The 20,825-nt window shown below is 70.6% G+C and carries 18 protein-coding genes; 14 read left to right on the forward strand and 4 right to left on the reverse strand.

Going from position 1 to position 20,825, the window contains the following annotated elements; translation table 11 throughout:
• The first annotated feature begins 13 nt into the window (after positions 1–13).
• The 4 genes from leuC to IPK81_13495 all read left to right on the forward strand — a co-directional run bounded on the left by leuC (position 14) and on the right by IPK81_13495 (position 3,133).
• Positions 14–1,414, forward strand: a complete 1,401-nt coding sequence (gene leuC, locus IPK81_13480; GenBank protein QQS10665.1) for a 3-isopropylmalate dehydratase large subunit — start codon at positions 14–16, stop codon at positions 1,412–1,414.
• A 14-nt stretch (positions 1,415–1,428) separates the two neighbouring features.
• The gene (gene leuD / locus IPK81_13485) at positions 1,429–2,049 is read left to right on the forward strand and encodes a 3-isopropylmalate dehydratase small subunit (protein QQS10666.1); all 621 of its coding nucleotides are present in this window, start codon (positions 1,429–1,431) and stop codon (positions 2,047–2,049) included.
• 129 nt (positions 2,050–2,178) lie between these two features.
• A complete protein-coding gene (locus IPK81_13490; protein QQS10667.1) occupies positions 2,179–2,445 on the forward strand; it encodes a hypothetical protein in 267 nt (88 codons plus the stop codon).
• 265 nt (positions 2,446–2,710) lie between these two features.
• Positions 2,711–3,133: a hypothetical protein gene (locus tag IPK81_13495; GenBank protein ID QQS10668.1), complete on the forward strand. Its 423-nt coding sequence runs from the start codon at positions 2,711–2,713 to the stop codon at positions 3,131–3,133.
• 26 nt (positions 3,134–3,159) lie between these two features.
• Here the strand turns inward: IPK81_13495 and IPK81_13500 are convergent, their stop codons facing one another.
• The 3 genes from IPK81_13500 to IPK81_13510 all read right to left on the reverse strand — a co-directional run bounded on the left by IPK81_13500 (position 3,160) and on the right by IPK81_13510 (position 6,223).
• Positions 3,160–4,269 (reverse strand): NADH:flavin oxidoreductase, encoded by a 1,110-nt coding sequence (locus tag IPK81_13500; GenBank protein ID QQS10669.1) that lies wholly within the window; start codon positions 4,267–4,269, stop codon positions 3,160–3,162.
• 325 nt (positions 4,270–4,594) lie between these two features.
• Positions 4,595–5,212 carry a 2-hydroxychromene-2-carboxylate isomerase gene (locus IPK81_13505; protein ID QQS10670.1) on the reverse strand — a complete coding sequence of 206 codons (618 nt, stop codon included), beginning with the start codon at positions 5,210–5,212 and terminating at the stop codon, positions 4,595–4,597.
• 282 nt (positions 5,213–5,494) lie between these two features.
• Entirely contained in the window at positions 5,495–6,223 is a 729-nt protein-coding gene (locus IPK81_13510; GenBank protein QQS10671.1) for an SDR family oxidoreductase, read from the reverse strand.
• 109 nt (positions 6,224–6,332) lie between these two features.
• On the opposite strand from IPK81_13510, the gene IPK81_13515 reads away from it, so the two are divergent.
• Complete coding sequence (locus IPK81_13515; protein QQS10672.1) at positions 6,333–6,803, forward strand: helix-turn-helix transcriptional regulator; 471 nt, start codon at positions 6,333–6,335, stop codon at positions 6,801–6,803.
• A 507-nt stretch (positions 6,804–7,310) separates the two neighbouring features.
• Here IPK81_13515 and IPK81_13520 read toward each other — a convergent pair.
• Complete coding sequence (locus IPK81_13520) at positions 7,311–8,651, reverse strand: amidase (GenBank protein QQS10673.1); 1,341 nt, start codon at positions 8,649–8,651, stop codon at positions 7,311–7,313.
• Between the two features lie 350 nt (positions 8,652–9,001).
• Between IPK81_13520 and IPK81_13525 the strand changes: the two genes are divergently transcribed.
• The 9 genes from IPK81_13525 (at position 9,002) to IPK81_13565 (ending at position 20,793) form a co-directional block, all read left to right on the forward strand.
• Complete coding sequence (locus tag IPK81_13525; GenBank protein QQS15099.1) at positions 9,002–10,711, forward strand: dihydroxy-acid dehydratase; 1,710 nt, start codon at positions 9,002–9,004, stop codon at positions 10,709–10,711.
• 90 nt (positions 10,712–10,801) lie between these two features.
• On the forward strand, positions 10,802–11,890 hold the full coding sequence (locus IPK81_13530) for a lipid A deacylase LpxR family protein (protein QQS10674.1): 1,089 nt from the start codon (positions 10,802–10,804) through the stop codon (positions 11,888–11,890).
• Positions 11,891–11,977: 87 nt separating this feature from the next.
• Positions 11,978–14,584: a protein kinase gene (locus tag IPK81_13535; GenBank protein ID QQS10675.1), complete on the forward strand. Its 2,607-nt coding sequence runs from the start codon at positions 11,978–11,980 to the stop codon at positions 14,582–14,584.
• 168 nt (positions 14,585–14,752) lie between these two features.
• On the forward strand, positions 14,753–15,418 hold the full coding sequence (locus IPK81_13540; GenBank protein QQS10676.1) for a nitroreductase: 666 nt from the start codon (positions 14,753–14,755) through the stop codon (positions 15,416–15,418).
• A gap of 44 nt (positions 15,419–15,462) precedes the next feature.
• The gene (locus IPK81_13545; GenBank protein QQS10677.1) at positions 15,463–16,131 is read left to right on the forward strand and encodes a nitroreductase; all 669 of its coding nucleotides are present in this window, start codon (positions 15,463–15,465) and stop codon (positions 16,129–16,131) included.
• A 108-nt stretch (positions 16,132–16,239) separates the two neighbouring features.
• On the forward strand, positions 16,240–16,740 hold the full coding sequence (locus IPK81_13550) for a TRAP transporter small permease subunit (protein ID QQS15100.1): 501 nt from the start codon (positions 16,240–16,242) through the stop codon (positions 16,738–16,740).
• Positions 16,737–18,332, forward strand: a complete 1,596-nt coding sequence (locus IPK81_13555) for a TRAP transporter large permease subunit (GenBank protein ID QQS10678.1) — start codon at positions 16,737–16,739, stop codon at positions 18,330–18,332. Before IPK81_13550 ends, IPK81_13555 begins: the two co-directional genes overlap by 4 nt.
• A gap of 166 nt (positions 18,333–18,498) precedes the next feature.
• Positions 18,499–19,038, forward strand: coding sequence for a TRAP transporter small permease subunit (locus tag IPK81_13560; protein ID QQS10679.1), 540 nt, complete (start codon positions 18,499–18,501; stop codon positions 19,036–19,038).
• Positions 19,039–19,125: 87 nt separating this feature from the next.
• Positions 19,126–20,793 carry a TRAP transporter large permease subunit gene (locus tag IPK81_13565; protein QQS15101.1) on the forward strand — a complete coding sequence of 556 codons (1,668 nt, stop codon included), beginning with the start codon at positions 19,126–19,128 and terminating at the stop codon, positions 20,791–20,793.
• Positions 20,794–20,825: the final 32 nt, after the last annotated feature.

Genomic DNA, 20,825 nt, shown 5'->3' on the forward strand with positions numbered 1-20,825 from the left:
GGGATCGCTCGGGATGGCCGGCAGGACGCTGTTCGACAAGATCTGGGAGAGCCACGTCGTCGCCGATCTCGGCGACGGCTTCGCGCTGCTGCATCTCGACCGCGTGCTGATCCACGACCTGTCCGGCGCCCGCGCGCTGCAGGAGGTGTCGGAGAAGGGCTACAAGGTCGCGCGGCCGGAGCTTGCCTTCGCGACTCCCGACCACGCCGTCTCGACCGCGCCGGGCCGCACCGAGGACACCTTCGCGGTCGGCGGCAAGCTGCTGCGCGGCATGCGCCGGCGCGCCGCCGAGCACGGCATCCGCATGTTCGACCTCGGCCGCGACGGCAACGGCATCGTGCACGTGATCGGCCCCGAGCTGGGCATCTCGCTGCCGGGTCTCGTGATGGTCTGCGGCGACAGCCACACCTCGACGCATGGCGGCCTCGGCGCGCTGGCGTTCGGCGTCGGCTCGTCGGAACTGGTGCACGCGCTGGCGACGCAGACGCTCGTGCAGCGCAAGCCGCGCACGATGCGCATCGCCTTCGAGGGCGCGCTGGCGGCGGGCGTCACGCCCAAGGACATGATCCTGCACGCCATCGGCCGCTTCGGCGTCGCCGCCGGCACCGGCTTCGCGGTCGAGTACGCCGGCGCCGCGATCCGCGCGCTGCCGCTGGAAGGCCGCTTCACCATCTGCAACCTCTCGATCGAGATGGGCGCCAAGATGGGCATGATCGCGCCCGACGACGCGACCTATCAATACATCGCCGGCCGCGACTTCGCGCCGAAGGGCGCCGCGTTCGACGCCGCCGTCGCGCATTGGCGCGCGCTGCCGGGCGATCCCGACGCGGTGTTCGATGTCGAGCATCGCATCGACATGGCCGACGTCGCGCCGCAGATCACCTGGGGCATCAGCCCCGAGCACGTCGTCGCCATCGACGCGGCGATCCCCGATCCGGCCGGCGCCGCCGACGCCAACCAGCGCGCGGCGTGGCGCGCGGCGCTGGCGTACCAGGGACTCGAGCCCGGCAAGCCGATCGAGGGCGTGCCCGTCGACTGGGTGTTCATCGGCTCCTGCACCAACGGCCGCATCTCCGATCTGCGCGCCGCCGCCGCCATCGCCAGGGGCCGCCGCAAGGCGCCGAACGTGACGGCGTGGGTCGTGCCCGGATCCGAGCGCGTCAAGGCGCAGGCCGAGGCCGAGGGATTGCACGAGATCTTCCGCGCCGCCGGCTTCGAATGGCGCGAGCCCGGCTGCTCGATGTGCGTGGCGTCCAACGGCGAGACCGTGCCGCCGGGCCGGCGCTCGGTCTCGACCTCCAACCGAAACTTCGCCTCGCGCCAGGGCCCCGACGCGCGCACCCATCTCGCCTCGCCCGCGATGGCCGCGGCGGCCGCGATCAAGGGCGCCATCGCCGACGTGCGCAAACTGTAGTGAGGGCTGCCGCGATGGAGAAGTTCACCCGGCTCGAGGGCGTGGCGGCGCCGCTGCCGCGGGCCAACGTCGACACCGACATGATCATCCCGATGGCGCGGCTGGTCGGCACGACGCGCGCCGACATCGAGGCGTGGGGCTTCGAGCTGTTCCGCTTCAACCGCGACGGCTCCGAGAATCCGGACTTCGTCCTCAACCAGCCGGCCTACCGCGGCGCGCCGATCCTGCTGGCCGGCGACAATTTCGGCTGCGGCTCCAGCCGCGAGGCCGCCGTGTGGGCGCTGATGGGGCTCGGTGTGAAAGCCGTGGTCGCGCCCAGCTTCGGCGACATCTTCCGCAACAATTGCTACCAGAACGGCCTGCTGCCGGTGCCGCTGTCGGCCGACGACATCGCGATCCTCGCCGACGAGACCGCCGCGTCGCCCGGCAACGCGCGCGTCACCATCGACCTCGAGCGCCAGGTCGTCGTCTCGCCCAGGGGCCGCGAGATGGCGTTCGAGATCGAACCCAAGCGCAAGCGGGCGCTGCTCGACGGGCTGGACGAGATCGGACTCACGATGACGCACGCCGACGCCATCGCCGCACGGCAGGCGCGCGACCGCGCCGCGCGGCCGTGGGTGTGGTTCGCGGCGTGAGGCCGCGGCGGGACGGAGAGGAGCGACAATGAAATTGGACGGATACTTCAGTCGGACGGCGCGCGCCGCCGCGCTCGCCGGTATGGTGGCGGGGGTCGCGATGACCGCGGCATCGGCGCGGCGGCGCCCATGCCGGAGGCGCAGATGGCGCAGGCCGGCGCCCTGAAGCCCGGCGAATACGCCTGCTACGGCAGCGGCGGACGCATCCTGATCGGCCTCGGCTTCAAGGCGCTGGCCGGCGGCCGCTACACCGATCTCGACGGCAAGAGCCCCGGCACGTTCACGGTGTCGGGCGACACCATCGTCTTCAAGGGCGGCCATCTCGACGGCCAGGTCGGCCGCGACCTGCGCAACAACACCTTCCGGATCAATTCCGTCGGTTGTGAACCGGGCTGACGGCCAATGAAGGCGGCCACGGTGAAACTCCAGCCAAGTCGACGGTGGCCGGCGGCGTGCCTATCGGTTCCTCGATCCAGTCCGCGAGGGTCGGAGGTAAATCCGGGCCATCGAACTCTAAGGGGGTCGCGATATGGGCAACGACCGACCATCGTGGCCGACTCCAGCCGATAGCGGTCATGTTCCAACGGGACCTTCTGGCGGCCCTTCAAGAATCAGAATTCCGAGCTGGGCATCGCGCCTCTTGATCGTGGCGGGTTTGTCGATGACCACGACGGGTTGCATGCTGCGGGTATGCGACTGGAATCTAAATGGAGAAGCGGTGGAATTTCTTTCCGCCTACGCCGTGTACTCCGAAGCGCGCGAGGAGAAGGCACGGGAGAAGCGGAAATTGATGAAAGACGAACTCGAAATTGAGATTCGGGAGCGTGGACTGGATGCGTTCCTGAAGCGGATGACCAAGGAAATCAAACTCACGTGCGAGCACGTGACCGCGCCAGCCGAATACCATAGGTGCTTTGGTACGCACCGAGAGGGCGTCAAAGATCCGGGAATTATGCTCGGCCTCGACGCCAAGTGCGATTTTTGGCGCCTGGATGCCGACATCTACGTCGATGTGGAGCGCGGAACGTCCGGAGGCGCTCCGCGGTACTCCGTCCGTGGCGCTGTCACAAGCACACGGTTGTGACTCGGGCGGACTACGTTCCCCCCGCGCTAGACCAGCGTCTTGAGCCGCTCCGAGGTGAAGCCGCCGAGCTCGGACAGGCGGCCCTCGCGCACCTTCGTCACCCAGCGCGGATCGGCCAGCATGGCGCGGCCGACGGCGACGAGGTCGACCTCGTTGGCGGCGACCATGTCGATCAGCGCGTCGAGCGAGGCGGCGCCGCTCGATTGGCCTTTGACGAAGCCGAAGAAATCGCCGTCGAGCCCGACCGAGCCGACCGTGATCACCGGCTTGCCGGTCAGCTTCTTCGTCCAGCCCGCGAGGTTGAGCGAGGAGCCCGAGCCCTCGAACTCCGGCTCCCAGAAGCGCCGCGTCGAGCAGTGGAAGACGTCGACGCCGGCATCCGCCAGCGGCGTCAGGAACCGCATCAGATCGTCGATGCCCGGCGCCAGCCGCGCTGTGTAGTCCTGCTGTTTCCATTGCGAGAAACGCAGCAGGATCGGGAAGTCCGGCGACGTGGCGCGGCGGCACGCGCGCACGATCTCGGCCGCGAAGCGCGTGCGCTTGACCAGGTCGCCGCCCCAGGCGTCGTCGCGGACGTTGGTGCCCTCCCAGAAGAACTGGTCGATCAGGTAGCCGTGCGCGCCGTGGATCTCGATGCCGTCGAAGCCCAGCCGCATCGCGTCGGCGGCGGCGCGCGCGAAGGCGGCGATCAGATCGGCGATCTCCTTCTCGGTCATCGGCTCGCCGACCTTGCGCTCCGGCTTGAACAGGCCGGAGGGTCCGACCGGCGGCACATCGGGGTTGGGCTCCGAGCCGGCCTTGCGCATGGTGCCGACGTGCCAGAGCTGCGGCATGACGCGGCCGCCGGCGTCGTGCACCTCGGCCACCACCTTGGCCCAGCCGGCCAGCGCGTCGTCGCCGTGGAAGCGCGGCACGCGCGGATCGTTGGCGGCGGCGGGATGCGCCACGACGGTGCCCTCGGTGACGATCAGGCCGACGCCGTCCTCGGCGCGGCGGCGGTAGTAGGCCGCGACGTCGTCGCCCGGCACGCCGCCGGGCGAGAAGCTGCGCGTCATCGGCGCCATCACGAGGCGGTTGGGCAGGGTCAGCGGTCCGACGGTGAACGGACGGAACAACGGCGCGGTCGGACGGGGCATGCGGATCGGTCTCGCGATGTGGCGGTTTCGGGCGGGCGGAAACTAGAGGAGGTGGCGGCCGGGCTCAATGACGGATCGCCGGGAAGCGCCGCTCACCCGCGGCGTGTCGGCGGTTCACCGATGCGGCCTTCGTCTCCCCGCATGCGGGGCGAGGGGGCATGACTAGCGGTGGGAAGGCACGATCGCCCCACCTGTCATCCCGAGCGCAGCGAGGGATCCAGGGACGGCGCCTGGATCCCTCGCTGCGCTCGGGATGACAGTTTGGCCGGTGTCGCCGCGTCGTCGCACCATCGTCGACGACACGAGCGACCTCGCTCCGCCCCTCTCACACCTTCGCCAGCGGCGAGGCGATCTCCTCCTCGACGTCGCGCAGGCGGTCCTTGCCGAAGAAGGGCTCGTCGCCGACGTAGAGCATCGGGCTGCCGAAGGTGCCGCGCGCGACCGACTCCTCGGTGTTCTTCAACAGCCGGTCCTTGACGTCCTGGTCCTGGATGCGCGCGAGGATGCGGGCGCCGTCGATGCCGGCGGCGTCGAGCGCGGTCTTGATGACCTCGGAATCGTCCATCTTCAGCCCGTCCTCCCACATCGCGCGGAACACCGCCTCGACATAGGGCGCCAGCTTGCCGTCGATGTCGGCGGCGACCGCGCCGCGCATGATCTGCACGGTGTTGACCGGGAAGTGCGGGTTCATCGCGAAGCGCGACAGGCCGTGGCGCGCGATGAAGCGCGCCATCTCGCGGCGCTGGTAGGCCAGCTTGTGCTTGACGTCCTTGTACTGGACCATCGGGGCGGCGTTGTTGGTCAGCTTGAACACGCCGCCCAGCAGCACCGGCACGTACTTGAACTTCACGCCCGTGCGTTTCTCGATTCCGGGGATCAGCCGGTGGCTGAGATAGGCGTTGGGGCTGCCGAAATCGAAATGGAACTCGACGCTGGCGGTCATGGTGGTCCTCCTACTGGTTCGTCGCCTCGTTCATTCCCCTCTCCGCCGCGTAGCGGGGGAGAGGGAGGGACCATCGCGTAGCGATGGAACGCCGTATCGGCGAAGCCGATACGGCGGGGGTGAGGTGGTCGCCGTATCAGCCGCGACGTCGATCGGTGTGTGGCGTGCGCCGATATCGAACACCGCGATTCCACGGCCACCCACCTCACCCCGCCCCTCTCCCCCCGCAAGCGGGCGGAGAGGGAGGAAGACGGGCCTTGCGCCCACGACCACCGCCCGCCGTCACCAGCTCTCCGACCACGGGCGCAGGTCGAGCTCGTGGGTCCAGGCGTCGCGCGGCTGCTTGTGCAGCATCCAGTAGTTCTCGGCGATGTGGTCGGGGTTGAGGATGCCGTCGTGCTCCTTCGCGGCGTAGCGCTGCGGGAAGTTGGTCCTGATCCACTCCGTATCGATGGCGCCGTCGACCACGACGTGCGCCACGTGCACGCCCAGCGGCCCCAGCTCGCGCGACATGCTCTGCGCCAGCGCGCGCGTGGCGTGCTTGGCGCCGGAGAAGGCGGCGTAGCCGTCGCGGCCGCGCAGGCTGGCGGTCGCGCCGGTGAACAGGATCGAGCCCCGCCCGCGCGGCGCCATCACCCGCGCCGCCTCGCGGCCGGTGAGGAAGCCGGCGAACGCCGCCATCTCCCAGACCTTGAAGTAGACGCGCGCCGTGGTCTCGCGGATGCCGAAGCGCACGTTGGCGCCGATGTTGAACACCGCCACCTCCAGCGGCCCGACCTCGCGCTCGATGGTGTCGATCAGCGCCACCATCTCCTCCTCCTTGCGCGCGTCGACGCCGAAGGCGCGCGCGGCGCCGCCGTCGGCCACGATGCGCTCGACCAGCGGCCCGAGCTTGTCGGCGTTCCGGCGCACGACGCAGGCCGTCAGCCCCTCGCGCGCGAAGCGCCGCGCGATCGCGCCGCCCGTGGCGTCGCCCGCGCCCACCACCAGCGCCGCTCCGCGTGCCGTCATGACGACCTCCCGATCGATCTTGAAAGTTCCAAAAAGGAACGTACTATTTGCGGCGGAGCGGCCGGCGGTGTCAACCGCAAGCCACCTTTCGGGAGGCGGAGGAATCCTCATGCGCTGGCGCGAGCTCGGCCGCGAGACCTGCTCGGTGGCGCGCACGGTGTCGGTGATCGGCGACCGCTGGACCCTGCTGGTGCTGCGCGACTGCTTCCTGCGCGTGCGCCGGTTCGAGGATTTCCAGGCCAGCCTCGGCATCACGCGCCACGTGCTGGCCGACCGGCTGCGCAAGCTGGTGAAGGCCGGCGTGCTGCGCAAGGAGCTCTACAGCGCGCGGCCCCGGCGGCACGAGTACCGGTTGACCGACAAGGGTCTCGACCTGCATCCCGTGATCATGGCGATCGTGCACTGGGGCGACGTCCATCTCGCGGGCGCGCGCGGGCGGCCGCTGCTGCACACCCACGCCGCCTGCGGCCACGATTTCGATCCCGTGACGACCTGCTCGGCCTGCGCCGCGCCGGTCGCCGCCCGCGACGTGCGCGTGCGGCCGGGGCCGGGCGCGCGGCGGACGGTGGCGCGGACCTAGACCACGCGCCTTCCCCCGAGCAGGCCCCGCGCGCGCCATCCGTCATTCCGAGCGCAGCGAGGAATCCTTCCACGGTCGCCGCCGCCGTCGCGCCGGCCGCTCAAGATGTCTCGCTCCGCTCGACATGACGGGAGAGGCGGACTTGCGATTTCGGCCTCGAAAGCGGCCTTCGCCCGCCGCCGCATGACGGGATGGCGAGGCATGCGCCGTCGACGGCGACAGTGGCTTCCGCCCGCCGTCCGCTGACGCGATGGCGTGCGTGCGGGTCCGTGCGGCGATCCGCGCGTTCCGCCCGATGGCGCGTCGCGGTCGCGACGTTGTTCCCTACGCGGCGCCCGGCCCGTCATTCCGAGCGGAGCGAGGAATCCTTCCACGGTCGCCACCGCCGTCGCGCCGGCCACTCAGGATGTCTCGCTCCGCTCGACATGGCGGGAGGGGCGGACGCGCGAGGTCCGCGGCGATCGGCGTCCCTTGCCTGACGTCGAAGAGCCGAGAGTGTCGTTGCGATTAGCCCGTCCGCAACGCCGTCTCGACCGCGCGGCCGATGGCGAGGAGGCGGCGGTCGGCCATGGTCTCGCCCATCAGCATGAAGCCGACCGGCAGCTCGTCGCCCCGGTGGCAGGGGATCGACAGCGCGCAGCGGTCGAGGAAATTGCCGACGGTGCAGTTGCGCAGCACCAGCATGTTGTTGCGCGTGAAGCCGTCGGGCGTCGCGATCTCGTTGAGCGTCGGCGCCACGATCGGGCAGGTCGGCATCACGACGGCGTCGTAGTCCGACGTGACCGCCGAGACCCGGCGCTGGAGATCGGCGCGCTTGGCCAGCAGCTCGATGTAGTCGGCCGCGCTCATCTCGGCGCCGCGCCGGATGCGCGGGGCGATCAACGGGTCGTAGACGTTGCCCCTGCGCGCGATCAGCTCCTTGTGCCACGCGTAGGCCTCCGACGCCGCGAAGCCGCCCTTGGCGTTGATCGCCGGCAGTTCGTCGAGCTGCGGCAGATCGATCTCGACGATGCGCACGCCCTTCGCCGACAGCGTCGTGAGCGCGCGCGCGAAGGCGGCGGACACCGTGGCGTCCATGTCGTTGAGCACGAAGTGGCGGGGCACCGCGAAGGTCAGCGCGTCGAGCCGCGCCGGCGCCGGCACGTCGACCGGCTCGCCGGCGAACACCGAATCGACGATCGCGCAGCACTCCACGCTCGCGGCCAGCGGGCCGATCGAATCCAGCGAGGTCGACAGCGGCACGACGCCGTCGATCGGCACGCGCCGGGCCGTCGGCTTGAAGCCGGTCAGCCCGCACAGCGCCGAGGGGATGCGCACGGAGCCGCCGGTGTCGGTGCCCAGCGCCGCCACCGCCATGCCGTCGGCCACCGACACCGCGGCGCCCGATGACGAGCCGCCGGGCACGCGGGCGCGGTCGGCCGGATTGCCGGGCGTGCCGTAGTGGGGGTTGAAGCCCAGCCCGGAGAACGCGAACTCGCTCATGTTGGTGCTGCCGACGACGACGGCGCCGGCGGCGCGCAGCCGCGCCAGCACCGGCGCGTCGGCCGTCGCGGGCGGCGAATCGTCGAGCGCCTTCGATCCAGCCAAAGTGGTCTCGCCGGCGACGTCGCAGAGGTTCTTGATCGAGACCGGCACACCGGCCAGCGGGCCCTGCGCCACGCCCGCCTTGCGCAGCGCGTCCGAGGCGTCGGCGGCGGCCAGCGCCTGGTCGCGGTACACGTGGATGAAGGCGCGGGCGCCCTCGCCGGCGGAATCGGCGATGCGCGCCAGCGCCGCCTCGGTCAGCGCGCGGCTGGTCGCGCGCCCGGCGGCGAGATCGGCGGCGGTCTGTCGGATCGTGGGAAGCATGCGGGCGGATTCCTGTTCGATGCGCTGTTCGTGCGCCGCGATCATCGACGACGGACGGCGGCGACACAACAACATCGCGGCGCTGTCCTCTCCGCCTCCCGGTTGCGGGTTGGCACGCTCGCCAACCTCGAAGCGGATGAATTCCTATGCTCCGTCCCCCTCAGGCGCCTGGTAAGGCGCCCGAGGGGGACGGAGTAAGATAGTCTCACGCGTCACGATATGCGGGCGCGGCGGACGTCGAAGGGAGCGGGCGAGGGGACGCGCATACGGACGGGCGTTGCGGTGGCGGGCGCGAACGTCGATCATGGCGCGAAGAACATCGGTGGAGGGACGACGTGGGCAGCGACGACGTGGCCAAGGGCATCCGCAAGGGACTGGCGACCTACGGCGATCCGGGATTCTCGCTGTTCCTGCGCAAGGCCTTCATCAAGGCCATGGGCTACAGCGACGACGCGCTCGACCGGCCGATCGTCGGCATCACCAACACCTTCAGCGACTACAACCCGTGCCACGGCAACGTGCCGAAGCTGATCGACGCGGTGAAGCGCGGCGTGATGCTGGCCGGCGGCCTGCCGATGGAGTTCCCGACCGTCTCGATCCACGAGTCGTTCTCCAACCCCACCAGCATGTTCCTGCGCAACCTCATGGCGATGGACACCGAGGAGATGATCCGCGCCCAGCCGATGGACTCGGTCGTGCTGATCGGCGGTTGCGACAAGACCGTGCCGGCCCAGCTCATGGCGGCGGCCAGCGCCGACGTGCCGGCGATCATGCTGGTGACCGGCCCGATGCTGGTCGGCCATTTCCGGGGCGAGGTGCTGGGCGCCTGCACGGATTGCCGCCGCCTGTGGGGCCAGCACCGCGCCGGCACCTTCTCGGAGAGCGACATCGAGGAGGTCAGCGAACGGCTGGCGCCGACCACGGGCACCTGCATGGTGATGGGCACGGCCAGCACCATGGCCTGCGTGACGGAGGCGCTGGGCATGTCGCTGCCGGGCAGCGGCTCGATCCCCGCCACCCACGCCGATCGGCTGCGCGCGGCCGAGGCGTCGGGCAAGCGCGCCGTCGAGCTGGCGAAGGCCGGCGGGCCCAAGCCGCGCGAGATCATGACCAAGGCGGCGTTCCGCAACGCCATCGTGGCGCTGCAGGCGCTGGGCGGCTCGACCAACGGGCTGGTGCATCTCACCGCGATCGCCGGACGCTGCGACGTCGCCATCGATCTCGCCGACGTCGACCAGCTCGGGCGCGACGTGCCGGTGCTGGCCGACCTCAAGCCGTCGGGCGAGCACTATCTCGAGCATTTCCACTGGGCCGGCGGCACCATGCGGATGCTGCGCGAGATCCAGGAGCACGTCGACCGCGACGCCATGACCATCGCGGGCGTGACGCTGGGCGCCTCGATCGACGCCGCGCCGGAGATCCCCGGCCAGACCATCATCCGCACGCGGGCGACGGCGCTGAGCGCCACCGGCGCGATGGCCGTCCTGCGCGGCAACCTCGCGCCCCGGGGCGCGATCATCAAGCAGTCGGCGGCGTCGGCGAAACTGATGAGCCACACCGGCCGCGCGGTGGTGTTCGAGTCGGTCGAGGACATGGTCGAGCGCATGGACGATCCGGCGCTCGACGTCACGGCCGACGACGTGCTGGTGCTGCGCAACGCCGGCCCCAAGGGCGCGCCGGGCATGCCGGAGGCCGGCTACATCCCGATCCCGATGAAGCTGGCGCGCCAGGGCGTGAAGGACATGGTGCGCATCTCCGACGCGCGCATGAGCGGCACGGCGTTCGGTACCATCGTGCTGCACATCACGCCGGAATCCGCCATCGGCGGCCCGCTGGGGCTGGTGCGCAACGGCGACCGCATCCAGCTCGACGTGCCGGGACGGCGCATCGAGCTGCTGGTCGACGCCGCGACGCTGGAAGCGCGGCGGCGCCAATGGACGCCGCCGGTCGACCACGGGATCAACGCGCGGGGCTACACCGGGCTGTTCCTGCGCAGCGTGCTGCAGGCCGACGAGGGCTGCGACTTCGACTTCCTCGTGCGCGGGCCGGGCGGCGCGTAGCGGCGTCCACGCGACATCGGCCCCGGAACCGCGCTCCGCCGCCCGCGTTGAGACCCCTGCCGGCGCTCTCCCCGGCGCGAGGGGTGGTCGATGCGGCGTGCGATGACGATGGCGGCGCTGGCGGCGGTCCTGGTGGCCAACCCCGCCCGCGCCGACGAGGAGCCGCCCTCGGCGCCATCGGCGGCGCCGGCCCCGACCAAGGCGGACGCGCCGGACAACCGCACGCCCAAGGCGATCCTCACGATCCAGATCGAGAACGATTTCCTCAGCCGCTGGGCCAGGTCGGACCGCGACTACACCAACGGCATCCGGCTGGGCTGGCTGTCGGCGCCGGTGGCGATGCCGCGGTGGCTGGCGTCGGCGACCACCGTCCCGACCTTCCTCGGCGAGCGCAAGGCCGACAGCGTGGTGCGCCGCTGGGGCGTCTCGATCGGACAGAATCTCTACACGCCCGCCGACACCGGCCGGCGCGACCTGATCGCCAACGACCGGCCCTACGCCGGCTGGGCGTATATCGGCTTCGCGCTGCAGTACGCCTATGTCGTCGACGACCAGCCGGTGCGCCTCGACACCATCCAGCTCGACATCGGCGTGGTCGGACCGGCCGCCGCCGGCCGCTTCTCGCAGAACAACTGGCACACCCTGATCGGCGCCGACAAGGCGCGCGGCTGGCGCAACCAGCTGCGCAACGAACCGACCGTGAACCTCACCTTCGAGCGCCGCTGGCGGGTCGGCCGGCTCGACCTGTCGCTGCCGCTGGGGCTCGAGTCGGACGTCATCCCGCGCATCGGCGTGGCGGTCGGCAACGTCGCCACCTACGCCGCGATCGGCGGCACGATCCGCATCGGCAACGACCTGCGCAACGATTTCGGCCCGCCCCGCGCACGGCCGTCGATGCCCGGCTCGGAGACCTTCGGCGCCCGCGACGGCTTCGGCTGGTACGTCTTCGCCGGCGTCGACGGCCAGGCGTACGCCCGCAACATCTTCCTCGACGGCAACACCTTCCGCGACAGCCACAACGTCGACCGCCGGCCGTTCGTGCTCGACGTCCAGGCCGGCGTGGCCCTGCTGTTCCGCAGCGCCCGCGTCAGCCTGACCCACGTGCTGCGCTCGCCGGAGTTCTCCGAGCAGCGACGCTGGGCGCAGTTCGGCTCGGTCAGCGTGGCGTTCCGCTACTGAGGCGGCCGGCCGCGCGGCGCGGTTGCGCCGCCCGCCGAATCGGCTGAAAATCGCGCATCGGTGCATCGTTCCGAACGGAAGCGCGCCTTGGCCGACGAAGACGTCCATGCGACGGTGTCGTCCGTGGGGGCAAACGCCCCGCCGCGGGTCGACGCGCTGACGACGCTGCCGCCGGGGACGCGGATCGGCAAGTACGAGATCCTCGCGACTTTGGGGCAGGGCGGCTTCGGCATCACCTACCGCGCCCGCGACACCCAGCTCGACCGCGACGTCGCGATCAAGGAATACCTGCCGATCAGCTTCGCGGTGCGCCAGCCCGACAGCATGGTGCTGCCGCGCTCGACCCAGATGGGCGAGGGCTTCCTGTGGGGCCGCGAGCGCTTCCTCGCCGAGGCCAAGACGCTGGCGCGGCTGGAGAAGGCCGAGGGCATCGTCAACGTCTACGATTTCCTCGAGGCCAACGGCACCGCCTACATGGTGATGGCGCTTGTGGCGGGCGAGACGCTCGAGGCGGTGCTGAAGCGCGAGCGCCGCCTGCCGGCGCCGGCGGTCGAGCGGCTGCTCTATCCGCTGCTCGACGGGCTCGAGCTGGTGCACGACGCGGGCTTCCTGCACCGCGACATCAAGCCGGCGAACATCCTTATCGACGGGAAGGGCCAGCCCACCCTGATCGATTTCGGCGCCTCGCGCGTGGCGCTGCAGGGCCGCTCGCAGGCGCTGACGGCGATCTACACGCCGGGCTACGCCGCGTTCGAGCAGATGACGTCGGCGCGCCAGGGACCGCCGACCGACATCTACGGCCTGGCGGCCACGATCTACCACTGCGTCGCCGGCCGGCCGCCGCCGGGCGCCGGCGACCGCGTCACCGACGACGAGCTGGTGCCGGCGGTGGAGGTCGGCAAGGGCCGCTACGCGCCCAGCCTGCTGGCCGGGATCGACGCGGCGCTGGCGGTCAAGTTCAAGGACCGGCCGCAGTCGATCGCCGACTGGCGCCGCCTGCTCGACGGCGTGTCGCCGTCGCTGTCGGCGACGCCGCTCGCCGCGGCGACGCGCGTGATGGTGGAAGCGCCGCCGCCGGCGGCGGCGGCCGGACATCCGCGGTCGCGGTCGCGCGGCGTGTGGATCGCGGCCGCGGCCGTCGTCGTGGCGATCGTCGGCGGGGGCGGCGCGTGGCTGGCGACGCGGCCGGCGCCGGAACCGGTCGAGGTGGCGCTGCGCCGCGCCGAGGAGGAATCGCGCCGGCAGGCGGCGCTGGCCGCCAAGCTGCGCCAGGAGGAGGACGACCGCCGCGCGGCCGAGACCGCGAAGCGCGCCGCCGAGGAGCGCGCCAAGGCCGAGGCCGCCGCCCGCGAGAAGGAGCGGGCCGAGGCGGAAGCGCGCCGTGTCGCGGCGGAGAAAGCCAAGGCCGACGCGGCGGTCGCCGCCCAAGAGAAGGCCCGGGCCGAAGCCGAGGCCGCCGCGCGGGAACAGGCGCGTCTGGAGGCCGCGAGGCTCCAGGCCGAGGCCGAAGCGCGCCAGGTGGCCGAGGAGAAGGCGAAGGCCGACGCCGCCGCGCGCGAGAAGGAGCGTGCCGAGGCGGCGAAGCGTCAGGCCGAGGAGGAGGCGCGCCGCGTCGCCGCGGAGAAGGCCAAGGCCGAGGCCGCCGCGCGCGAGAAAGCGCGGGCGGAAGCCGAGGCGGCGGCGCGGGAGCAGGCGCGTCTCGACGCGGCGAAGCGTCAGGCCGAGGCGGACGCCCGCCGCGCGACGGAGGAGAAGGCGAAAGCCGAGATCGCCGCGCGGGAGAAGGCGCGGGTGGATGCCGAGACGGCGATCCGCGAGCAGGCTCGCCTCGAGGCGGCCAAGCGTCAGGCCGACGCGGAAGCGCGCCGCGTGGCCGACGAGAAGACGAAGGCCGAGGCGGCGGCGCGGGAGCAGGAGCGGCAGGAAGCCGCGAAACGCCAGGCCGCCGAAGAGGCCCGCCGTGCCGCCGACGAGAAGGCGAAGGCCGAGGCCGCGGCGCGGGAGCAGGAGCGGCAGGAGGCGGCGAAGCGCCAGGCCGCCGAGGAGGCGCGTCGACTGGCCGAGGCGATGGCCAGGGCCGACGCCGCCGCGCGCGAGAAGGCGAAGGCCGACGCGGCGCGCCGCGTCGCGGACGAAAGGGCGAAGGCGGAGGCGGTGGCGCGGGAGAAGGCGAAAGCCGAGGCCGAGGCGGCCGCCCGCGAGCAGGAACGTCTGGCGGCGGCGAAGCGGCAGGCCGAGGAGGAGGCGCGCCGGGCGGCCGAGGAGAAGGCCAAGGCCGAAGCGGCGGCGCGCGAGAAGGCCAAGGCCGAGGCGGAGGCGCTGGCGGGCGCCAAGGCGCGGGCCGAGGCCGACGAGGCCGCGTTGCGCCTGACCGAGCTCGACCGTCGGCGGGTCCAGGTGGCGTTGACGGCGCAGTCTTTCGACACCGGCGGCGCCGACGGCGCGTTCGGCCCGCGCAGCCGGCAGATGATCGCGGCGTGGCAGAAAAGCCGGGGCTTTCCCGAGACCGGCCACCTGACGGGGCCGCAGATGGCCACGCTGGTGAAGGGCGCCGAGGCCGCGCTGGCCAAATGGACCGAGGAGCAGAAGCGCCTCGAGCAGGAGCGCCGCGCCCAGGAGCGGCCGGGGGCGCCCGCGAAACCACCGGCGCAGGGCGGCCGGTCGTTCAGCGACATGTTCAAGAATCCGAACTGACGCGGCGCGGGGCGGACGCGGCGCGGCCGGTCCCGCGGGCGGCCGCGGGACGGGTGGCGCGCCGCGCCGCCGCGCAGGCCTGCGATGAGCGCGGGCGATCTCGACTCCCGGCGCGGCGTGCTCTAGTCAGGCCGGCGTGTTTTTCCGCCGATCCCCGGAGTCCGCCCGATGAAAGTGTCCGACGCGATCATGTCCCGCCGCTCGATGCGCGTGTTCAAGGACACGCCCGTGCCGGAGGAGGTCGTGCGGCGCGTCGTCGAGACCGGCAAGCACGCGGCGTCGAACACCAACTGCCAGCCGTGGCGGCTCTACGTGACCATGGGCGCGGCCCGCAAGCGGCTGAGCGCGGCGATCCAGGCGGCGATCGACGCCGGCCAGAAGCCGGCGCCGGAGTACCGCATCCACGGCGAGCACGTCGAACCCTACCGCGGCCGCCAGGTCGCGCTCGGCAAGGCGCTCTACGGCATGCTCGGCATCGTCAGGGGCGACGCCGCGGGGATGATGCGGCAGACGCGGCGCAACTTCGATTTCTTCGACGCGCCCGTCGGCATGATCCTGACGATGGACCGCCGCCACGGCGAGGGCCAGTGGATCGACATCGGCTGCTTCCTCACCAGCATGATGCTGGTGGCGCGCGAGGAGGGGCTTCACACCTGCCCGCAGGCGGCGTTCGCCAACTACCACACGGTGATCCGCAAGGAGCTCGGCGTGCCCGACGAGGAGATCGTGCTGTGCGGCATGGCGCTGGGCCACGCCGACACCGCCGACACGCCCAACATGCTGGTGCCGGAGCGCGCCGCGCTGGCTGAGTTCTCGACCTGGTTCACGTCCTAGGCGGCGCGGCGCCGGGAAGCGTGGACGCGCGCGGGGAGGCGGCGATGAAGCTGTCCGAGGCGATCGGCTCGCGGCGCTCGATGCGCCTGTTCAAGCCCGATCCGGTGCCGCGCGAAACCCTGGAATGGATGATCCGCACGGCCGGCCGCGCGGCATCGAACGGCAATCTGCAACCGTGGAAACTGCACGTGCTGACCGGCGCGGCGCGGACCCGGCTGAGCGCCGCGATCCAGGCCGCGATCGACGCGGGCGAGCCGGACACGCGCGAGTACAAGGTCTATCCCGACCCGTTCCGGCCGCCCTACGACGCCCGGCGCAAGACCGTCGGCAAGCAGCTCTACACGCTGCTCGGCATCGGCCGCGGCGACACCGCCGGCATGGATCGGCAGCACCGCAAGAACTACGATTTCTTCGACGCGCCCGTCGGCATGATGCTGTGCGTCGACCGCGACATGGGCGGCGGCCAGTGGCTGGATTGCGGCGCCTTCCTCGACCAGCTCATGCTGCTGGCGCGCGAGGCCGGGCTGCACACCTGCCCGCAGGCGGCGTTCAGCCGCTACCAGCGCGTCGTGCGGCGCGAACTCCGGATTCCGGATGAGCAGATCGTGCTGTGCGGTCTGGCGGTCGGCTTCGCCGACCCCGACGCGGTGCCGAACAACCTGGTCGCCGAGCGGGCGCCGATCGGCGAGTTCACGACCTGGCACGAGGATTGACGGCGGGGCCGTTCTACTAGACCACGGAGGCGCGTGGACGAACGGCGCCTTTTCGCGCGGAGGGGGCTCTTGGGTTTTCTGCTGGGGTATTGCCGGGCCGTCGACGGGATGAACGAGAGGATCGGCTGGATCGCCGACGCTATGATCATCCTCTCCTGCTTCGTCAGCTGCATCAACGCCGCCATCCGCTACGCGTTCGACGACAGCTCGAACGCGTGGCTCGAGCTGCAATGGTACATGTTCGCGGTCGCGGTCATGCTGGGCGCGTCCTACACGCTGCGCCGCAACGAGCACGTCCGCGTCGACATCGTCTACATGACCCTGTCCGAACGCCAGCAGCACTGGGTCGACATCCTCGGCGGCGTTCTCTTCCTCCTGCCGGCCTGCGTCGTGATCGGCTGGCTGTCGTGGCCGTTCTTCATGCAGTCCTTCGCGGTCGGTGAGGGCTCGAGCAACGCCGGCGGGCTGCTGCGCTGGCCGATCAAGCTGGCCGTGCCGGTCGGCCTCGCCCTGCTGGCGCTGCAGGGCGTCTCCGAGATCATCAAGCGGTTCGCGGCGCTGCGCGGCTACGTCCAGATCGACTCCAAATACGAGAGGCCGACGCAGTGATCCCCATCGAATGGATGCCGTCGCTGATGTTCGGCGGCCTCGTGGTGTTCATGCTGTTCGGCTATCCGGTGGCGTTCTCGCTGGCGGCCGTCGGCCTGTTCTTCGGCTTCATCTCGATCGAGCTGGGCTTCTTCGGCTTCGAGTTCCTCCAGGCGATCCCCGGCCGCATCTTCGGCAGCATCCTGTCCAACGACCTGCTGCTGGCGATCCCGTTCTTCACCTTCATGGGCGCCGTGCTGGAGAAGTGCGGCCTCGCGGAGGACATGCTCGATTCGATGGGGCAGCTGTTCGGGCCGATCAAGGGCGGCCTGGGCTACTCGGTCATCATCGTCGGCTTCATCCTCGGCGCCATCACCGGCACGGTCGCGGCCCAGGTGATCGCCATGGCGATGATCTCGCTGCCGGTGATGATGCGCTACAAGTACGACATGCGCTACGCGACCGGCGTGCTGGCCGCGTCGGGCACGATCACGCAGCTGGTGCCGCCGTCGCTGGTGCTCGTCGTGCTCGCCGACCAGATGGGCAAGTCGGTCGGCGACATGTACCTCGGCGCGTGGGGGCCGTCGCTGGTCCAGATCGCGCTGTTCGCGGGCTACACCTGGCTGCTGACGCTGGTCCGGCCGAACGCGCTGCCGGGCATCCCGAAGGAGGATCTCACCCTGCGCGGATGGGACCTCTGGAAGAAGTGCCTGTGGGGCATCGTGCCGTCGGCGATCCTGATCTTCGTCGTGCTCGGCACCATGATGCTGGGCCTTGCCACGCCCACCGAGGCCGGCGCCATGGGCGCGGTCGGAGCCATCGTGCTGGCGGTCATCCGGCATCCGGAACTCGGGCGCTCGGGATCGCTGGCGTTCAAGGCCGGGCTCCTGTTCTGCCTGCTCGCGGCGGCGATCGGCTTCAGCGGCCACTTCAAGTCGGTGCCGTTCAAGATCGCGATCGGGCTGATGTACGTGGCGATCGCGTGGCTGTGCGTGCGCGCGGCGGCGATCGCGCCGCTGCGGAACCTGCTCGTGCAGGCGAGCCGGGCGACCATGCGCCTGACGTCGATGGTGGCGTTCATCGTCATCGGCGCCACCTGCTTCTCGATCGTGTTCGCCGGCGTCGACGGCAACCTCTGGATCGAGCACAAGCTGTCGACGCTGCCGGGCGGCGCCTGGGGCTTCCTGATCGCCGTCAACCTCTTCGTGTTCTTCCTCGCGTTCTTCCTCGACTTCTTCGAGATCGCGTTCATCATCGTGCCGATGCTGACGCCGGTGGCGCAGAAGCTGCTGGCGCCGATCGTCGGCGCCGACGCGGCCCTGATCTGGTTCGGCGTCATCCTGTGCGTCAACATGCAGACCTCGTTCATGCACCCGCCGTTCGGCTTCGCGCTGTTCTACCTGCGCGGTGTGGCGCCCAAGGAGGTGAAGAGCTCCGACATCTACTGGGGCGCGATCCCCTGGGTCGTGCTCCAGCTGATCATGGTGGGCCTGGTGGTGGCGTTCCCGTCGATGGTGACGGCGCTGCTCGACAAGCCGGCGGCGCTCGATCTCGACCGGCTCAGGATCGAGCTTCCGGCGACCTTCGAGCCGCCGCCCGTCGAGTTCAAATGACCGGCCGGCGGCGGCCCGGCGGACGCCAGATTCCGCTAGCCGGCTCCGGTCGTTCTGCTAAACACGAGGCTTGGTAAGCGTCCGGAAGACGAGCGACTCAGCGGTCGCCACGCCGCCGAGGGCGGTCGCTCGCGCCGGCCGCGCCATTGAGGGCGGGGGGATATCGATGCGCGCGCTGCTTGGCGTCTCTGGTTGGATCGACCGTGTCAACGAGCAGATCGGCCGGTTGGTCTCGTGGCTGATCCTCGCCTCCGTCGTGGTCAGCACGGTCAACGCGATCATCCGCAAGGTCTTCAGCAACAGCTCGAACGCCTGGCTCGAGCTCCAGTGGTACATGTTCGCCGCCGTGTTCCTGCTGTGCGCGGGCTACGCGCTGCTGCGGAACGAGCACATCCGCATCGACATCGTCTCGCACCGGCTGACGCGCACGACGCGCAACTGGATCGACGTCTTCGGCCACGTCGTGTTCCTCCTGCCGCTGTGCGCCGTGATGCTGATCGAGAGCTGGCCGTACTTCATGGAGTCCTGGAAGATCGGCGAGCAGTCCAGCAACGCCGGCGGGTTGATCCGCTGGCCGGTGAAGCTGCTGATCGTGGCGGGCTTCGCGATGCTCGGCCTCCAGGGGCTGTCGGAGCTCGTCAAGCGGATCGCGTTCATGCGCGGGCTCATACCCGATCCGTACGGCGAGAAGACCGGACCCCACTGAGCGCCTCGGAGATCAGCCGCCATGTTCGTCATTCGTTCGCTGTTCGGGGTCGCTCTGGCGGCCATCGCCGTCATGATCGTCGCCGCGATGTTCCTGCAGGCGCCGTGGGCCGTCGCCTTCCTGAAGGCCGAGATGGCCCCGGTGATGTTCGGGTCGATGGTCCTGCTGCTGCTGCTCGGCTATCCGGTGGCGTTCGCGCTGGCGGCGTGCGGCCTGCTCTACGGCATCGTCGGGATCAATCTCGGGCTGTTCCAGCCGTCGCTGTTCCAGGCCCTGCCTATCCGGATCTTCGGGGTGATCGAGAACGACACGCTGCTGGCGATCCCGTTCTTCACCTTCATGGGGCTGATCCTCGAGCGCAGCGGCATGGCCGAGGATCTGCTCGACACGGTCGGCCAGGTGTTCGGGCCGGTGCCCGGCGGCCTCGCCTACGCGGTGATCTTCGTCGGCGCCCTGCTGGCGGCCACGACCGGCGTGGTCGCCGCGTCGGTCATCTCGATGGGCCTGATCTCGCTGCCGATCATGCTGCGCTACGGCTACGACCGCAAACTGGCCACCGGCGTGATCGCCGCCTCGGGCACGCTGGCGCAGATCATCCCGCCCAGCCTCGTGCTGATCGTGCTCGCCGACCAGCTCGGCAAGTCGGTCGGCGACATGTACAAGGGCGCCTTCATCCCGGGCCTCGTGCTGACCGCGATCTACGCGGGCTACGTGCTCAGCCGCACGATCTTCAATCCGAAATGCGCGCCGGCGCTGCCGTTCGAGGCGATCACCATCCGCGACCCGGACGGCCGTCTCGGCTACACGTCGCTCGCCGTCGTGGTCGCGGCCTGCATCGCCGGAGGTTGGGCCCTGTCGAATTTCCTCGGCTGGGCCGGGATCTGGTCGGCGGCCGCGGTCGGCCTCGCCGCCTATCTGCTCGCGACGGTAAACAAATTCGCGTCGCTCGGCCTGCTCAGCCGGCTGGCCCAGCAGGTGATCATCGTGATGATGCCGCCGCTGGCGCTGATCTTCCTCGTCCTCGGCACCATCTTCATCGGCCTCGCGACGCCGACCGAGGGCGGCGCCATGGGGGCGACCGGCGCGCTGCTGATGGCGCTGGGCTACCGGCGTCTGAGCTGGAGCCTCTTGAAGCAGGCGATGGACAGCACCGCCAAGCTGTCGGCCTTCGTGATCTTCATCCTGGTCGGCGCGCGCGTCTTCAGCCTGACTTTCTACGGCGTGAACGGCGACCAGTGGGTCGAGCATCTGCTGCTCGGGCTGCCGGGCGGCCAGATCGGCTTCCTGATCGTGGTCAACGTCCTGGTGTTCGTACTGGCCTTCTTCCTGGACTTCTTCGAGCTGGCGTTCATCATCGTGCCGCTGCTGGCGAAGCCGGCGGAGAAGCTGGGGATCGACCTGATCTGGTTCGGGATCCTTCTCGGCGTCAACATGCAGACGTCGTTCATGCATCCGCCGTTCGGCTTCGCGCTGTTCTATCTGCGCAGCGTCGCGGCGGAGAATCCGTACATCGACAAGGTCACCGGCAAGATGACCGACGGGATCACGACGGCGCAGATATACTGGGGGGCCGTGCCGTTCGTCTGCATCCAGGTCGTGATGGTGGCGCTCGTCATCGCCTTCCCCGGCATGGTCACGGCCGGGCTCGACAAGGATCTCAAGATCGATCCGAGCAAGGTGAAGATAGAACTAGAGGCGCCGCCCCAATCGCAGGACGAGCCCGCGCCCATTGTGATACCGCCGGCGACCAAGTAGCCGGCGGCCGATCCCTCCACCGACAAAAAGAA

This window comes from Rhodospirillales bacterium (assembly GCA_016699855.1).
Taxonomy (GTDB): domain Bacteria; phylum Pseudomonadota; class Alphaproteobacteria; order Reyranellales; family Reyranellaceae.

Bases quoted from the DNA above. Each gene is read 5' to 3' on its own strand.
- IPK81_13495 (QQS10668.1), top strand. From the start codon at position 2,711: ATGACCACGACGGGTTGCATGCTGCGGGTATGCGACTGGAATCTAAAT.
- IPK81_13540 (QQS10676.1), top strand. From the start codon at position 14,753: ATGAAAGTGTCCGACGCGATCATGTCCCGCCGCTCGATGCGCGTGTTC.
- IPK81_13490 (QQS10667.1), top strand. From the start codon at position 2,179: ATGCCGGAGGCGCAGATGGCGCAGGCCGGCGCCCTGAAGCCCGGCGAA.
- leuC (QQS10665.1), top strand. From the start codon at position 14: ATGGCCGGCAGGACGCTGTTCGACAAGATCTGGGAGAGCCACGTCGTC.
- IPK81_13515 (QQS10672.1), top strand. From the start codon at position 6,333: ATGCGCTGGCGCGAGCTCGGCCGCGAGACCTGCTCGGTGGCGCGCACG.
- IPK81_13510 (QQS10671.1), bottom strand. From the start codon at position 6,223: ATGACGGCACGCGGAGCGGCGCTGGTGGTGGGCGCGGGCGACGCCACG.
- IPK81_13505 (QQS10670.1), bottom strand. From the start codon at position 5,212: ATGACCGCCAGCGTCGAGTTCCATTTCGATTTCGGCAGCCCCAACGCC.
- IPK81_13545 (QQS10677.1), top strand. From the start codon at position 15,463: ATGAAGCTGTCCGAGGCGATCGGCTCGCGGCGCTCGATGCGCCTGTTC.
- IPK81_13550 (QQS15100.1), top strand. From the start codon at position 16,240: ATGAACGAGAGGATCGGCTGGATCGCCGACGCTATGATCATCCTCTCC.
- leuD (QQS10666.1), top strand. From the start codon at position 1,429: ATGGAGAAGTTCACCCGGCTCGAGGGCGTGGCGGCGCCGCTGCCGCGG.
- IPK81_13530 (QQS10674.1), top strand. From the start codon at position 10,802: ATGCGGCGTGCGATGACGATGGCGGCGCTGGCGGCGGTCCTGGTGGCC.
- IPK81_13560 (QQS10679.1), top strand. From the start codon at position 18,499: ATGCGCGCGCTGCTTGGCGTCTCTGGTTGGATCGACCGTGTCAACGAG.
- IPK81_13565 (QQS15101.1), top strand. From the start codon at position 19,126: ATGTTCCTGCAGGCGCCGTGGGCCGTCGCCTTCCTGAAGGCCGAGATG.
- IPK81_13500 (QQS10669.1), bottom strand. From the start codon at position 4,269: ATGCCCCGTCCGACCGCGCCGTTGTTCCGTCCGTTCACCGTCGGACCG.
- IPK81_13520 (QQS10673.1), bottom strand. From the start codon at position 8,651: ATGCTTCCCACGATCCGACAGACCGCCGCCGATCTCGCCGCCGGGCGC.